Raw genomic sequence first — 15,195 nt, forward strand, 5'->3', positions numbered from 1 at the left:
GAGGACCTCCGCCATGTCACGACTCACCCCTGTCCTCAAGCTCAACACCGTCAACCGGTCCGCCGGGGTCTGGATGGTCGTGGGCGTGATCACGGTGTCCGGGCTGCTCAGCCTGCTCGCCGGGGTCGTGCTGCACGTGGTCCTGGGCGCCCCGCTGGGCGCCGTGGCCGAGGGCCTGCGCTACAACCAGGTCCTGCTCTGGTGGCCCGGGATCGCCCTGCTGGTCCACGCCGCCCAGGTGATCGGCACGAGCACGCCCCTCGCCCTGGCGCTGGGGACCACCCGCCGGTCGATGTGGTGGGGCTCGGTGCTGACCTTCGTGCTCCACGCCCTGCTGGCCGCGGCCGTCCTCACCGTGTTCCTGCTCCTGGAGCGCGCCACCGGCGGCTGGTTCCTGGGCCTGCCCGCCTTCGACGTCCACCTCTTCGCCGGAGGGTCCCCGGCGTGGGCCCTCCTCGTGGCGTTCCTGGTCTACCTCGGGGCGCAGCTGGTCGGGGCGGTCTTCGCCACGGTGTACGTCCGGGGCGGCCCCGTGGCGCTGACGCTGTCCATCATCGGGACCGTCGTGACGACCCTGGCCGTGCTGGTGTGGGCCGCCGCGACCGGAGCGGGCTCCGCCGCGGCCGTCGGCGCGGGTTCCGCGGGGGTCCCGGCGGAACTCGTGCTCCTGGCCGCGGCGGCGCCCGTGCTGCTCGCGCTGCTGGGCTGGGGCCTGTACCGCCGGGTCTCCGTCCGCTGAGCACCCCGGCGCGGCCAGCGCCGCCGCGCCGGGGGACCAGGGGTTTCCCCGCGCGCCCTTCCACCGGGTGGTTGCACATGCTAATTTCCTGCTGGCCCGTGCCCCCGGCGGCGCCGCCCCCAGCAGGGAGAGACCCCCATGAACCTCGCACGGACCGCGCTCGTCGTGTCCACCACCTTCGCCCTCCTCCTCGGCGGAGTCCCGGCGGCGCTCGCAGCCCCGACTCCTCCGGCCGATCTGCCCGAGCTGTCCGGTCCGGCCGAGCCGGCCGCCACCGCGGGCGCGCCCGCCCTGAGCCTGCACGGCGGCTCGGGCACCGACGCCGCCCCGGCCGGGGCTCCGGCGCCGGCGGCCGCGGAGGACCCGGCCGCCGGCGGCCTGGCCGGGGCGGCGTCGGCCGGCGCCCACCCGACCACGGTCGAGGACATCACCGAGGCCTTCAAGATCGTCAACGACCACCGCGGCCAGGCGAGGCGCGCCCCGCTGGTCTACAACACCGCGCTGTCCCGCAACGCCCAGCAGTGGGCGGAGACCATGGCCGGGGCCCGCAAGGAGTCCCGCAACCCGGACCCCTGGGCGGGCGCCCCTGCCGGCGGGATCCGGATGGACCAGTACTACGGGAAGGGCGTCTTCACCGGCCCCTTCGAGGGCGTCGAGGCGGTCGAGGCGCTCGCGCACTACCTGCTGGACTTCTTCCCCCGCAACGGGACCGACCAGTTCGCCCGGGACCTGACCCATCTCGGGGTCGGGGTGAGTCACGCCGCCACGTCGGGCTCGGGCGGTCCCGGGTGGGAGACCTACCTGACGATCTACTACTACGCCTATCCGGCCGGGCAGGCCGTGCCCGGGACGGTCGCGAGCCCGGCGCAGGGGTTCGTGCCGCCGGTGACCGCACCCCCGGTGACGGCGCCGTCCTACGCCGTCCGGGGGGCGATCGGCACCAAGTACCACCGTCTGGGCGGGGCGGCCGTGCTCGGGGAGCCCACCATGAACGAGCGCGGCGGCCTGATCGAGGGCGGCGTCTACCAGCAGTTCCGGAAGGGCACCCGCACCACCACCGTCTACTGGGCCCCCGGCTACGGCGCGATGGCCGTGAAGAACTACGGATCCATCGGCGGCCGGTGGGTCGCGGCCGGCCGGGAGCACCACTTCGGCCTGCCCGTCACGGACGAGCGCCCGGCCACCGGTGGGGCGTACCAGGTCTTCCGCCGCGACGGTCGCTCCACCATGCTCCTGTGGAGTCCCGGGACGGGCTCCCGCGCGGTCAAGCAGTACGGGGCCATCGGGCGGGCCTGGAAGGCCGCCGGCTCCGAGCGCGGCTGGGGCTTCCCCGTCACCGACGAGTACCGCTACGGCGCCGAGGTGCGCCAGCGCTTCTCGAAGGGCGTCACCGTCCACTACGCCGCGGGGCGCACCTGGGTCACCCGCTGAGACCGAAGCTGTCGAGGTCGGTCTCTCCGTGCGGTGGGACCGGCCGAGCCGGGGGTGTTCCGACGTGGCGCGCACGGTTCGTCGGATCGTCCGGCGGTTCCACCGCGGTTCCGGCCCCGGTGACCTGAGGAGATGCTCAGGGGAAACGGCTGCGGGTCGTTCCCGGCCGTGGGCAACAGGCGCGCTCGCGCGGCCGGTCCGGACCACCTCACCACGACACCGGCCTCGGGGAGCCGGGCCCAGGAGGCCGCGGGCTCGCCGGTCTCAGAACGGCGGGGGGTCATCGGGCGGGAGGTCGTCGAGCCGGAGGCCGCCGGGCGGAGGATCAGCGGCCGGACCCACGGGCGGAGGGTTGCCGGGCGGCCGGCCGGTGGCCGGGGCGCTCCGGCAGTCGGGTGCGGTGCCGGCAGCGGTGTGCTCGGGTTCGGGGCGGGCAGCCGTGTGCTCGGGTGCGGTGCGGTGCACGAGCCCGCCCGGTGAGGTCCACTCCAGGACCGCGGCGTGCCCGGCCGCGCCCCCGGCCGTTCCCCCGGGCGGGCTGCCGTCCGTGCCCGGGGCGGTGCCGTCGTGCGGGCCGGGGGTGATCCGCCGCACCGACCAGGCTCCGAGGTGGCCGTGGCGGTGCTTGACCCGGTGGTGGTGGCGGCACAGGGCGGCCAGGTTGTGCTCGGCCGTGGGCCCGCCCCGGGCCCAGGCCACCGTGTGGTCGAGATCGCAGGCCTCGGACCGGCGCCGGCACCCGGGGAAGCGACAGGTCCCGTCGCGCAGCTCGACCAGCCGGCGCAGGTCCCGGGGCACGGCGTAGACGGTCCGGTCGTGGTCGAGGACCACTCCGGTCACGGGGTGGGTCAACACCCGGTGCCACGCCCCGGCCCCGGCGGCCAGCTGACGGGCCACCTCCGCGCTGATGGGCCCGTAGCCCGACAGCACCGGAACCCCGTCCCCGGCCGACTCGCCCCCGGCCGTGCCGGCGCACGTCAGCACCGAGACCGGGACCAGCACGCTCACCCGGGCCCGCACCCCGCGCCGAAAGCCCGGCTCCTCCGGCAGGACCCCGTCCAGCAGCAGGTCCGCCAGCACGTCGGCCCGCAGCTCCGACACCGAGCGCGGCACGGACTCTTCCTGATCCTGCGGTCCCGGCCGCCCCGATCGTGCGGGGTCCGGGACGTCCTGGCCCAGCAGCCGGGCCAGGTCCTCGAGCCGGTCGTGCACGGCCAGGGCCACCGGGGCCTCCAGCAGGGCGTGCAGCCAGGCCGTGCCGTCGGCGGCCGGCTCCACCCACACCGCCCGGGCCCTGCGCGCGGCGCGGCGGGCGCGTTCCTCGGCGCCGGCCACGAGCACGGCCCGCCGGGTGCGGGCGGTCGCGCGCAGCTGCGCGGCGGTGGCGTGCGGGGCCCGGTCCAGCAGCTCGGCGATCAGCCGGCCGACGGCCGCCACCGGCGGCGGGTCGCACCGGCCGGGGGCCCAGGTCGGGGCCTGGGTGATCAGCTCACGCCACTGCTCGACCAGCACCGCGGCCTGGGGCGAGCCGATCCGGCCCTCCTCCAGGGCGGTGAGGACCTCCGGGAGCATCTCGGCCAGCAGCACGGCGTCCTCCACCCGCCGCCGGGCCGTGCCCGCCGGCAGCCGCAGGGCCGGACCGACCTCGGCCGCGACGTCCACGAGCAGCTGGTGCTCCGCCTCGGCCAGCGGGCTCAGCGGGTCCGGGCGGAGGAACCCGCCGGCGGCGATCTCGGCCTCGGCCTGCGCCATCGCCTGGAACCGGGCCGCCGTGCGCGCCGCCTGCCCGGCCAGCCACAACCGGTGGATGCAGCGCACCTGTGCGCCCACCGCCCGCGCCTCCGCCGCCGCGGCCTCCACCAGGCCCGCCGCGGCAGCCCGCACCTCGGCGGCAGGCCCGGGAGCGCCCTGCACCGCGGTGTCGTGCACCTCGGCGAGCACCGGCCGCGCCGGAGACTCCTCCCCGGCCACCGGGGTCCGGGTCCGCCGCTGCGCCGTCGCCGTCATGGAACCATTCTCCCCAGCACCTCAGACTCGCTAAGCCGACGGGCCCCGACGACGACGGAGCCGCGCACCCCGATCGGGGTGCGCGGCTCCGTGGTGGTGCGGGTGCTTCGGGCGTCAGGAGCGCCACCAGTCGTCGAGGATCGTGGCGGGGGTCGTGCGCTTGTGCCGGGTGATGCGCCAGCGGTGCTCGATCTGCTCGGCCACGGCGTCGGCGACCTCGCGGCCCTCGAGGTAGTCGTCGATGTCGTCGTAGGACAGCCCGAGCTCGGCCTCGTCGGTCTGGCCCGGGGCGTCGTCGAGCAGGTCGGCGGTGGGGGCCTTCGCCCACAGCCGCTCCTCGGCGCCGAGGGTCTTCGCGAGGAGCCGGTTCTGCCGCTTGTCGAGCCCGAACAGCGGCAGCACGTCCGCCCCGCCGTCGCCGTACTTGGTGAAGAACCCGGTCACGGACTCGGCGCCGTGGTCGGTGCCGATCACCAGGTAGTTGTGCTCCCCGGCGATCGCGTACTGCGCGATCATCCGCATCCGGGCCTTGATGTTGCCCTTGTTGAAGTCGGAGATCTCCCGGTCCGTGGCGCCCTCGAAGCCGTGCTCGAAGCCGTCCACCGCCGGGGCGATGTCGTAGGTGATGGTGCGGTCGGCGGCGACGAAGCGCAGGGCCGCCTGGGCGTCCTCCTCGTCGTGCTGCTTCCGGTGGGGCAGGCGCACGCCCACGAACTCCGCCTCGCCGCCCTCGGCGCGCACCCGCTCGACCGCCAGCTGGGCGAGCCGGCCGGCCAGCGTGGAGTCGAGGCCCCCGCTGATGCCGAGCACGAAGCCCTTCGTGCCGCTGGCCCGCAGGTAGTCGCAGAGGAAGCCGACGCGCGCCTCGATCTCCTGCTCGGGGTCGATCTCGGGCTTCACGCCCATCTCTTCGATGATTGCTGCCTGCAGTGTCCGCATGGGCCCATGCTAGTGCGGGCCGCGCCCGGGCGGGCAAGGGGAACACGGTCCCGGAACGGCGGGGCCCTTGCGTAGGATGCGGGCCATGCCCCCGCACCGGAGCCGCCCCCGGGAGCACCGGATCCGACCGACCGAGCGAACCAGGAGCGCAGCATGAGCGAGCAGCACGGGACCGACCGCCGGAACACCGCCGAGGACACCCCTGGGAACACCTCCGGGAACACCTCACGGAACGTCTCGGGGAGCACGTACGAGAACATCCTGGTCGAGACCCGCGGGAGGGTCGGGATCATCACCCTGAACCGGCCGCGGGCGCTCAACGCCCTCGACGCCGCGACCCTGCGGGAGGTCGTCGCCGCGTCCACCGCCCTGGACACCGACCCGGGGATCGGGGCGATCGTCCTCACCGGCTCGGAGAAGGCCTTCGCCGCCGGCGCCGACATCAAGGAGATGGCGGGGCGCAGCGCCCCGGAGATGTACCTCGCGGACTGGTTCGCGGGCTGGGACGCCTTCACCCGGGTGCGCACCCCCGTGGTCGCCGCGGTCTCGGGCTACGCCCTGGGCGGGGGGTGCGAGCTCGCGATGATGTGCGACCTGCTGATCGCCGCGGACACGGCCCGCTTCGGGCAGCCCGAGATCAACCTCGGGGTGATCCCCGGGATGGGCGGCTCCCAGCGCCTGGCCCGTGCGGTGGGCAAGGCCAAGGCCATGGACATGGTCCTCACCGGCCGGCACCTCGACGCCGCGGAGGCGGAGCGGGCGGGTCTCGTCTCCCGCGTGGTGCCCGCGGCGGACCTGCTGGCGGAGGCCCTGGACGTCGCCGGGACCATCGCGGCGAAGTCCCTGCCCTCGGTCCTCGCGGCCAAGGAAGCCGTGGACACCGCGTTCGAGACCACCCTCGCGCAGGGCGTGCACCTCGAGCGGCGGCTCTTCCACGCGCTGTTCGCCACCGAGGACCAGAAGGAGGGCATGGCCGCGTTCGCGGAGAAGCGCGAGCCGCGGTTCACGCACCGCTGAACCCCCGCCGCGGCCGGGTGCCGCCCGGCCGCGGGAGCTAACGTGGTGCCATGCCTCAACCGTCGAACGATGCCTCCGCCTGGCAGGTCCGCGAGTCCGCCCTCGACCCCGGCGCGCACGGCGCCCTGGAGTCCGTCTTCGCCCTGTCCAACGGGTACGTCGGGATCCGGGGCACGCTGGACGAGGCGCAGCCCAGCGCCTCCCGCGGGACCTTCCTGGCCGGGGTCTACGAGTACCACCCGCTGTCCTACCCCGAGGGCGGCTACGGGCACCCGGAGCACGGGCAGGCCATCATCGGCGTGGCCGACGGGAGCACCGTGCGCCTGCAGGTGGACGGGGTGCAGCTGGACGTCCGGGAGTCCCCGCCGGAGCAGCACGACCGCGTGCTCGACCTGCGCGCGGGCACGCTGCGCCGCGAGACGGAGTGGGTCACCCCGCGCGGCGCCCGGATGCGCCTGACGTCCACCCGCCTGGTCTCGCTGACCCAGCGCTCCGTCACGGCGATCCGCTACGAGGTCGAGGCGCTGGACCGCACGGTCCAGGCGGTGCTGCGCTCCGACCTGGTCGTCAACGGCACCCCGCCCAAGGTGGAGAACGAGGACCCGCGCGTGGCCGCGGTCCTGGAGCAGCCGTTCCGCGCCCGCCTCAGCCGCTGCCACGAGACCGGCGGCGTCCTGGTCCACCGCACCCACGGGAGCGAGATCGGGGTGGCCGCGGCGGTCGAGCACGAGGTCGACATGCCGGCCGGCGGCGCCGTGAGCACGCAGTGCGACGACGACCAGGTGGTCACCACCCTCGTGACCGACCTCCGGCCCGGGCAGCGGGTGGGGTTCGTCAAGTACCTCTGCCACGCGTCCTCGGACGCGGACCCCTCGGCCGACCTGCGGGAGCAGGTGCTCGCCGCGATGACCGGGGCGCGGCGGCGCGGCTGGGACGGGCTGCTCGCCGACCAGCGGGCGGAGCTGGACGAGTACTGGGACAGCGCCGAGGTGGAGATCGACAGCGACCCCGAGCTGCAGCTGGCGATCCGCTTCGACCTGTTCCAGCTCCTGCAGGCGGCGGCCTGCGTCAGCCGCGCCCCGGTCGGGGCGAAGGGGCTGACCGGCGGCGGGTACAGCGGGCACACCTTCTGGGACATCGAGGGCTTCGTGCTGCCGGCCCTGGCGCTGCTGCGCCCCCGGGACGCCGCACGGCTCCTGCAGTGGCGCTCCTCGACCCTGGACCGGGCCCGGGAGCGGGCGCAGGTCCTGGACCTGGGCGGCGCCTCCTTCCCGTGGCGCACCATCGACGGGCACGAGACGTCGGCGTACTGGCCGGCCAGCACCGCGGCCATGCACGTCAACGCCGACATCGCGCGGGCCTTCCGCTGGTGGGCCGACGCCACCGGCGAGGACCTCACCGAGGTCGGCGGGGTCGACGTCCTGGTGGAGACGGCGCGCGTGTGGGCGGCCATGGTGCACGAGGACCACGAGGGCGGCATCCACCTCCTCGGCATGACCGGGCCGGACGAGTACACCGGCGTGGTGGATGACAACGTCTTCACCAACCTCATGGCCCGGCGCAACCTCCGGGCGGCCGCCGACGCGTGCGAGGAGCACCCCGAGCACGTGGGGCGGCTCTCCGTGACGGCGGACGAGCTCCAGCGGTGGCGGGCCCTGGCGGACGCGATCCACATCCCCTACGACGCCGTGCGCGGCGTGCACCCCTCCAACGAGGGGTTCACGACCTACCGCGAGTGGGACTTCGAGGCCAAGCGCGACGGCTACCCCGTGGAGGAGCACTTCCACTACGCCAAGATCTACCGCCGCCAGATCGTCAAGCAGGCGGACCTGGTCCTCGCCCTGTGGTGGTGCGCCGAGGCGTTCACCCCGGAGCAGACCGCCCGGGACCTGGACTACTACGAGCAGCGCACCGTCCGCGACTCGTCCCTCTCGGCCTGCGTGCAGGCCGTGGTCTGCGCCCGCGTGGGCCACCTGGACCTCGCCCTCGAGCACCTGCGCGAGTCCGCCCTCGTGGACCTGCGGGACATCCAGCAGGACGCCGAGCAGGGCCTGCACCTGGCCTCCGCCGCCGGGTCGTGGCTGGCCGTGGTCTGCGGGTTCGGGGGACTGGACACGGACGGGGGCGAGCTGCGCCTGGCCCCCCGGCTCCCGGAGCGCCTGCACCGGATCGCCTTCCGCCTCCGGTGGCACGGCCGCCGGCTCGGCGTGGAGATCACCCGCTCGGGCACGACCGTGCGGGTCCTGGACGGGGACGCCGGCGAGGTGGCGCTGCAGATCGACGGCGAGGCCCTGGCCGTCACGGCCGCGCGCCCCGCGACCGCGCCGCTGCACACGCCGCACCCGCCCACCCCCGCCCCGCACCAGCCCCCGGGACGCGCCCCGCGCGCCCCCCGCACGCCGTGACGCGCCCCGCGCCCCTCGAGGTGCTCACCCGCGTCTGGGGCTACGACGCCTTCCGCGGGCAGCAGGCCGAGATCATCGACGCGGTCACCGGCGGCGAGGACGCCCTCGTGCTCATGCCCACCGGCGGCGGCAAGAGCCTGTGCTACCAGATCCCGGCGCTCGTCCGGGAGGGCACCGGGGTGGTCATCAGCCCGCTCATCGCGCTCATGCACGACCAGGTCGACGCCCTCGAGCAGGTCGGCGTGCGCGCCGCGTACCTCAACTCCACCCAGACCGTCGAGGAGCGCCGCGACGTGGAGCGTCGACTCCTGGCCGGCGAGCTCGACCTGCTCTACCTCGCTCCCGAGCGCCTCCCGGTCGCGGCCGATCTGCTCGACCGCGCCCGCATCGCGCTCTTCGCCGTCGACGAGGCGCACTGCGTGGCCCAGTGGGGCCACGACTTCCGCCCCGACTACCTCGGGCTGACGATCCTCCACGACCGCTGGCCCGGGGTCCCGCGCATCGCCCTCACCGCCACCGCGACCGCGGAGACGCGCGAGGAGATCGTCCGCAACCTCCGCCTGGACGACGCCCGGGTCTTCGTCTCCAGCTTCGACCGGCCCAACATCCAGTACCGGGTCGGGCCCAAGAAGGACGCCCGCCGGCAGCTGCTCCAGCTCATCCGGACCGAGCACGACGGCGAGGCCGGCATCGTCTACTGCCTCAGCCGCGCCTCGGTCGAGCGCACCGCGGAGTGGCTGGCCGGCCAGGGCGTCACCGCGCTGCCGTACCACGCCGGCCTGCCCGCCGAGGTGCGCTCGCAGCACCAGACCCGCTTCCTGCGCGAGGACGGCGTCGTCATGGTCGCGACCATCGCCTTCGGCATGGGGATCGACAAGCCCGACGTGCGCTTCGTCGCCCACCTCGACCTGCCCAAGAGCGTCGAGGGCTACTACCAGGAGACCGGGCGCGCCGGGCGCGACGGGCTGCCGTCGACGGCGTGGCTGGCCTACGGGCTGCAGGACGTCGTCCAGCAGCGCCGGATGATCGAGGACGGCGAGGGGGACCGGCAGCGCAAGCGCGCCCAGACGCTGCACCTGGACGCGATGCTCGCGCTGTGCGAGACGGTGCAGTGCCGCCGCCGGCAGCTGCTGCGCTACTTCGGCGAGGCGAGCGAGCCGTGCGGCAACTGCGACACGTGCCTGGACCCGCCCGAGGCCTTCGACGGCACGGTCCCGGCGCAGAAGCTCATGTCCACGATCGTGCGGCTGCAGCGGGAGCGGGGCCAGCAGTTCGGCGCCGGGCACCTGGTGGACATCCTGCTCGGCCGGGAGACCGAGCGGGTGGTGCGGATGCGCCACACCGAGCTCACCACGTTCGGCATCGGCACCGAGCTGAGCGACCAGGAGTGGCGCGGGGTGGTGCGCCAGCTGCTCGCCCAGGGCCTGCTCCAGGTGCAGGGCGAGTACGGCGTCCTGGCGCTCACCGAGGCCGCCGGGGAGGTGCTGCGCGGGCAGCGGGAGGTGCGCCTGCGGCGCGAGCCGGAGCGGGCCAGGACCGTCCGCACGCCGAGGACCGCCGCCGCGCCGCCGGTCCTCGACCAGCCCCAGCAGGAGCTCTTCCAGCAGCTGCGGGCCTGGCGCTCCGCCGTGGCCAAGGAGCAGGGCGTGCCCGCGTACGTCGTCTTCAACGACGCGACCCTCGCCGCGATCGCCCAGGCCCGGCCGAGCTCGCTGGGGGAGCTGCGCGGCATCTCCGGTGTCGGCGACGCCAAGCTCGAGCGCTACGGCGAGGCCGTCTGCCAGGTCGTCGCCGACGCCTGATGATCCGCACCTGCGGATGCCGTGCCGGACGAATGACCGTAGATGCGGATAGCATGGCGCCATGACCGAGCTCAGGATCGCCGAGGCCGCCCGCTTCCTCGGCGTCAGCGACGACACCGTCCGGCGCTGGATCGACCAGGGCGCGCTGCACAGCACCCGGAGCGCGACCGGCCAGACCGTGGTGGACGGACTGGAGCTGGCCCGCCTGCTCAAGGAGCGCGCCGTCCGGCCCGAGGACCCCGCGCACGTCGCCAGCTCGGCGCGCAACCGGTTCGTGGGACTGGTCACCGAGGTCGTCTCGGACACCGTGATGTCCCAGGTGGAGCTGCAGTGCGGCCCGCACCGGGTGGTCTCGCTCATGAGCACCGAGGCCGTCCGGGACCTGGGCCTGGAGCCCGGCCGCGTGGCCACGGCCGTCGTCAAGTCGACCAGTGTCGTCGTCGAGACCCCCGGGGCGTGAGGCGGCGGTGCGCACCAGGGCCCCCGCCGCGGCCGTCCTCCTCGCCGCCCTCGGCCTCGGCGCCACCGGGTGCGGGGCCGGCGGGGACCCCGCGACCGTTCTCGACGTCCACGCCGCCGCCTCCCTCACCGGCACCTTCACCGAGCTCGCCGAGCAGTTCGAGGCGCAGCACCCGGGGATCGAGGTGTCCCTGAGCTTCGCCGGGTCCTCCACCCTGGTCCAGCAGCTCACGGAGGGGGCGCCCGCCGACGTCCTCGCCACCGCGGACGAGCGGAGCATGGCCGGGGCCGTGGCGGCCGGCCTCGTCGACGGCGAGCCCGAGGTCTTCGCGACCAACGTCCTGACCGTGGTCGTGCCCGCCGGCAACCCCGCCGGCGTCGCGTCCTTCCGGGACCTGGCGGAGCCGGGCGTGCAGGTCGTGGTGTGCGCCCCGCAGGTGCCGTGCGGCGCCGCCGGCGAGCGGGTCCAGGAGTTCTCGGGCGTGCGGCTGAGCCCGGTGAGCGAGGAGGGCTCCGTGACGGACGTGCTCGGCAAGGTCGTCTCGGGCCAGGCGGACGCCGGCCTGGTCTACGCCACGGACGCACGCTCGGCCGGGGACGCGGTCGAGGTCGTCGAGGTCCCGCAGGCGGCGCAGGCCGTCACCCGTTCCCCCGTCGCCGCGCTCGCGGACTCCGACGAGCCGGAGCTCGCCCGGCAGTTCACCGAGCTCGTCGCCGGCGACCGCGGCCGGGAGGTCCTGGCCGGGGCGGGGTTCGGGGCGCCGTGACCCGGCGTCTTCCCCGCGGGTTCAGCACCGTCCCCGGCTGGGTGTGGATCCCGGCGGCCCTGGGCGCCCTGGTGGTGGTCCTGCCGGTCCTCGGGATGCTCGCCCGGGTGGACGGGGGCGGCTTCCTCGGGCTGATCACCTCCGAGTCCTCCCGCACCGCGCTGTGGCTGAGCCTGCGCACCGCGACCGTCTCCACCGCGCTGTGCGTGCTGCTGGGCACCCCGCTGGCCCTGGTGCTGGCCCGCGCCCGGCTGCCCGGGGCGCGGCTGCTGCGGGCACTGGTGCTGCTGCCGCTCGTGCTGCCGCCCGTGGTCGGCGGGATCGCCCTGCTCCACACCTTCGGGCGCCACGGGCTCGTGGGGCGCCACCTCGAGCTGGCGGGGATCAGCATCGCCTTCACCACCGTGGCCGTGGTGCTCGCCCAGACGTTCGTGGCGCTGCCGTTCCTCGTGGTCAGCCTCGAGGGCGCGCTGCGCAGCGCGGCGGCGGGCTACGAGGAGGTCGCGGCCACGCTCGGCGCCCGGCCCACCACCGTGCTGCGCCGGGTCACCCTCCCGCTGGTGCTGCCGGGGCTGGCCTCCGGCGCGGTGCTCTCCTTCGCCCGCTGCCTGGGCGAGTTCGGCGCCACCCTGACCTTCGCCGGCAGCCTGCAGGGGACCACCCGGACCCTGCCCCTGGAGATCTACCTGCTGCGGGAGACGGACCCGGACGCCGCCGTCGCCCTCTCGCTCGTGCTCGTGGTCGTGGCGGTCCTCGTCGTGGGGCTCTCCGCCCCCGTGCGCCGGACGGCGGGCCGGCGGTGACCGGGACGGCGACGACGGAGGGGCTGTCCGTGACCGCCCGGCTGGCCGCCCGGGACGTGGACCTCTCGCTGAGCGTCCCCCCGGGGGCCACCGTGGCGGTGACCGGCCACAACGGCGCGGGGAAGTCCACCCTCTTCGCCGTCCTCGCCGGGCTGCTCGTGCCGGACACCGGCCGGTGCACCCTCGACGGGACCGTGCTCTTCGACCTCGACGAGACCGGGCGCGGGCGCTGGGTGCCCCCGCACGAGCGCGGCATCGCGCTCATGGCGCAGGAGCCGCTGCTGTTCCCGCACCTGAGCGTGCTCGAGAACGTGGCCTTCGGCCCGCGCAGCCGCGGGGCGGGCCGCGCCCGGTCGCGGGCCGCCGCCCGGCACTGGCTCGCCGAGGTGGGCGCCGAGCAGTTCGCCGACCGCCGCCCGGCCCAGCTCTCCGGCGGCCAGGCGCAGCGCGTGGCGATCGCCCGGGCCCTGGCGGCCGAGCCGCGGCTGCTGCTGCTGGACGAGCCGTTCTCCGCCCTGGACGCGGCCGCCCGGCCCCTCGTCCGCGAACTCCTCGTCCGGGTCCTGGCGGAGCGCACGGCCCTGGTCATCAGCCACGACCCCGGGGACGCCGCCGCCCTCGCCGAGCACGTCGTGGTGCTCGAGCACGGCCGGGTCGCGGCGGGCTGAGCACCGCGCCGGAGCGCTCCGGCGCCTCCCCGGTCCGCGCAGTACGATCGGGACCACCACCGTTTTCGTATGACCCGGCTCACACGACCCACCCCGTCGTGACGGGCCGACGAGAGGACCACCCATGACTCCCGTCCTGCGCGGCGAATCCCCGTCCGTGGAGCAGCACCCCGGCATCCCCTTCCCGGACGCCGACCTCTTCTGCTTCGCCGCCCTGCTCCCCCCGGATGAACGCGCCCGGCTGGCCGACCTGCACACCTTCCTCCAGGAGCAGGTCCGCCCCGTGGTCACGCCCTACTGGAACCGCGAGGAGTTCCCGTCCCACTTGCTCCCGGCGCTGGCCGCCCACGGGCTCGGCGAGCTCCAGCTCTCCGGGGCGAGCCGGCTCTACCGGGGCCTGGCCTACGCCGAGGTCGCCCGGGCCGACGTGTCGCTGAGCGCCCTCGTGGGGATCCACAACGAGCTCATCGTCGACCTGATCGCCGCGCTGGGCTCGGAGGAGCAGAAGAACCGCTGGCTGCCCGACCTGCGCCGCTTCCGGGCCCTCGGCGCCTTCGCCCTCACCGAGCCCGAGCACGGCTCCGACATCGCCGGCGGCCTGGCCACCACCGCGACCCGGGACGGGGACGAGTGGGTGCTCACCGGGACCAAGCGCTGGATCGGCGCCGGCACGATCGCCGACGTCGCGATCGTCTGGGCCCGGGACACCGCCGACGGGAAGGTCAAGGGCTTCCTCGTGGAGACCGACCGGCCCGGTTGGTCCGCCACGAAGATCGAGCACAAGATCGGGCTGCGGATCATGCAGAACGCCGACATCGTCCTGGACGAGGTCCGGATCCCGGCGACCAACGCCCTGCCCGGGGCACAGGACTTCGCCGCGGCCAACGTGATGCTGCGCAACTCCCGCGCCTGGGTGGGCTGGCAGAGCGCCGGGGTCCAGCTCGCGATCTTCGACGTCGCCCGCGACTACGCCTTGACCCGGCGGCAGTTCGGCAAGCCCCTGGCGAAGTTCCAGCTCGTCCAGGAGCCCCTCGCCCGGATCCTCGGCAACGCCACGGCCGCCCTGGGCCTCATGGCCCAGATCGCCCGGCTCCAGGAGGACGGGGGCTTCGACATGCCCCACGCCGCGCTGGCCAAGGCCACCACCACGTCCCTGGCCCGCGAGTCCGCGGCCCTGGGCCGGAACCTGCTCGGCGGCAACGGCGTGGTCACCGACCACGAGATGGCCAAGCTCTTCAACGACGTCGAGATCCTCTACACCTACGAGGGCACCTACGAGATCAACGCCCTCATCGTGGGCCGCGCCGTCACCGGCGTCTCCGCGTTCGTCTGAGCCGGGTCCCCGCACCACCGTCCGGCCCCCCTACCGCACCGAGCACCCCTCCGAAAGGACCCCGCATGGACGTCACCGACACCTCCGCCCTCGTCACCGGCGCCGCCTCGGGCCTCGGCGCGGCCACCGCCGCGATGCTCGCCGGGCGCGGCGTGCGGGTCTTCGGCGTGGACCTCCCGGCCGCGCTCGAGAACGCCCCCGACGTCCCCGGCGTCACCCGCGTGCCCGCCGACGTCACCGACCGGGAGCAGGTGCGCGGGGCCGTGGCGGCCGCGGCCGGCGCCGGGCCCCTGCGCACCGTGGTCAACTGCGCCGGCATCGGCCCCTCGGCCCGGGTGCTGGGGAAGAAGGGGGTGCACGACCTCGACCTGTTCGAGACCGTGCTGCGCGTGAACCTCCTCGGCACCTTCACGGTCCTCGCCCTGGCCGCGGAGCGGATCGCCGCCACCGACCCCGTCGACGACGACGGCCAGCGCGGGCTGGTCGTCAACACGGCCTCCGTCGCCGCGTTCGAGGGGCAGGTGGGGCAGGCCGCCTACGCGGCGTCGAAGGGCGGGGTGCACAGCTTAGGGCTCACCGCGGCCCGGGACCTCGCGAGCGCCGGCATCCGGGTGAACACCATCGCCCCCGGCGTGATCGAGACGCCCATGCTCGCGGCGGTGGGCGAGGAGTTCCGGGCCGCGCTCGCGGCGGGTGTGCCGTTCCCGCGCCGGCTCGGCCGGCCCGGGGAGTTCGCCCAGCTCGTGGCGGCGTTCCTCGACAACGACTACCTCAACGGCACCACCGTCCGGATGGACGGGGCGCTGCGCATGGCGCCCCGCTGAG

Annotated in this window: 13 protein-coding genes; 11 read left to right on the plus strand and 2 right to left on the minus strand. The window is 75.2% G+C overall.

The window, feature by feature from the left end; all coding sequences use genetic code 11:
- Positions 1 to 13: 13 nt before the first annotated feature.
- Entirely contained in the window at positions 14 to 739 is a 726-nt protein-coding gene (locus E7Z53_RS04985; RefSeq protein ID WP_176337324.1) for a hypothetical protein, read from the plus strand.
- 138 nt (positions 740 to 877) lie between these two features.
- Positions 878 to 2,170: a CAP domain-containing protein gene (locus E7Z53_RS04990; RefSeq protein WP_176337325.1), complete on the plus strand. Its 1,293-nt coding sequence runs from the start codon at positions 878 to 880 to the stop codon at positions 2,168 to 2,170.
- A 264-nt stretch (positions 2,171 to 2,434) separates the two neighbouring features.
- Here the strand turns inward: E7Z53_RS04990 and E7Z53_RS04995 are convergent, their stop codons facing one another.
- Together E7Z53_RS04995 and nadE are read right to left on the minus strand one after the other, a co-directional pair.
- Positions 2,435 to 4,177 (minus strand): HNH endonuclease signature motif containing protein, encoded by a 1,743-nt coding sequence (locus tag E7Z53_RS04995; RefSeq protein WP_176337326.1) that lies wholly within the window; start codon positions 4,175 to 4,177, stop codon positions 2,435 to 2,437.
- A gap of 114 nt (positions 4,178 to 4,291) precedes the next feature.
- The gene (gene nadE, locus E7Z53_RS05000; protein ID WP_035925543.1) at positions 4,292 to 5,116 is read right to left on the minus strand and encodes an ammonia-dependent NAD(+) synthetase; all 825 of its coding nucleotides are present in this window, start codon (positions 5,114 to 5,116) and stop codon (positions 4,292 to 4,294) included.
- A 153-nt stretch (positions 5,117 to 5,269) separates the two neighbouring features.
- Between nadE and E7Z53_RS05005 the strand changes: the two genes are divergently transcribed.
- The 9 genes from E7Z53_RS05005 to E7Z53_RS05045 all read left to right on the plus strand — a co-directional run bounded on the left by E7Z53_RS05005 (position 5,270) and on the right by E7Z53_RS05045 (position 15,194).
- Positions 5,270 to 6,133 carry an enoyl-CoA hydratase gene (locus E7Z53_RS05005; RefSeq protein ID WP_229587642.1) on the plus strand — a complete coding sequence of 288 codons (864 nt, stop codon included), beginning with the start codon at positions 5,270 to 5,272 and terminating at the stop codon, positions 6,131 to 6,133.
- Between the two features lie 50 nt (positions 6,134 to 6,183).
- The gene (locus E7Z53_RS05010; RefSeq protein WP_109221785.1) at positions 6,184 to 8,538 is read left to right on the plus strand and encodes a glycoside hydrolase family 65 protein; all 2,355 of its coding nucleotides are present in this window, start codon (positions 6,184 to 6,186) and stop codon (positions 8,536 to 8,538) included.
- Entirely contained in the window at positions 8,535 to 10,340 is a 1,806-nt protein-coding gene (gene recQ, locus E7Z53_RS05015) for a DNA helicase RecQ (protein ID WP_176337327.1), read from the plus strand. The genes E7Z53_RS05010 and recQ overlap by 4 nt, the downstream gene beginning before the upstream one ends.
- Before the next feature lie 61 nt (positions 10,341 to 10,401).
- Positions 10,402 to 10,800: a TOBE domain-containing protein gene (locus tag E7Z53_RS05020; RefSeq protein ID WP_017833044.1), complete on the plus strand. Its 399-nt coding sequence runs from the start codon at positions 10,402 to 10,404 to the stop codon at positions 10,798 to 10,800.
- Positions 10,801 to 10,807: 7 nt separating this feature from the next.
- On the plus strand, positions 10,808 to 11,566 hold the full coding sequence (gene modA, locus E7Z53_RS05025; protein WP_176337328.1) for a molybdate ABC transporter substrate-binding protein: 759 nt from the start codon (positions 10,808 to 10,810) through the stop codon (positions 11,564 to 11,566).
- The gene (locus E7Z53_RS05030) at positions 11,563 to 12,369 is read left to right on the plus strand and encodes an ABC transporter permease (protein ID WP_017833046.1); all 807 of its coding nucleotides are present in this window, start codon (positions 11,563 to 11,565) and stop codon (positions 12,367 to 12,369) included. Before modA ends, E7Z53_RS05030 begins: the two co-directional genes overlap by 4 nt.
- 29 nt (positions 12,370 to 12,398) lie before the next feature.
- Positions 12,399 to 13,037, plus strand: coding sequence for a sulfate/molybdate ABC transporter ATP-binding protein (locus E7Z53_RS05035; RefSeq protein ID WP_249033731.1), 639 nt, complete (start codon positions 12,399 to 12,401; stop codon positions 13,035 to 13,037).
- 124 nt (positions 13,038 to 13,161) lie between these two features.
- Positions 13,162 to 14,370 carry an acyl-CoA dehydrogenase family protein gene (locus E7Z53_RS05040; protein WP_109221781.1) on the plus strand — a complete coding sequence of 403 codons (1,209 nt, stop codon included), beginning with the start codon at positions 13,162 to 13,164 and terminating at the stop codon, positions 14,368 to 14,370.
- A gap of 65 nt (positions 14,371 to 14,435) precedes the next feature.
- Positions 14,436 to 15,194 carry an SDR family NAD(P)-dependent oxidoreductase gene (locus tag E7Z53_RS05045; RefSeq protein ID WP_035925563.1) on the plus strand — a complete coding sequence of 253 codons (759 nt, stop codon included), beginning with the start codon at positions 14,436 to 14,438 and terminating at the stop codon, positions 15,192 to 15,194.
- Position 15,195: the final 1 nt, after the last annotated feature.

This window comes from Kocuria salina (assembly GCF_013368965.1).
In the GTDB taxonomy this organism is placed as follows: domain Bacteria; phylum Actinomycetota; class Actinomycetes; order Actinomycetales; family Micrococcaceae; genus Kocuria; species Kocuria rosea.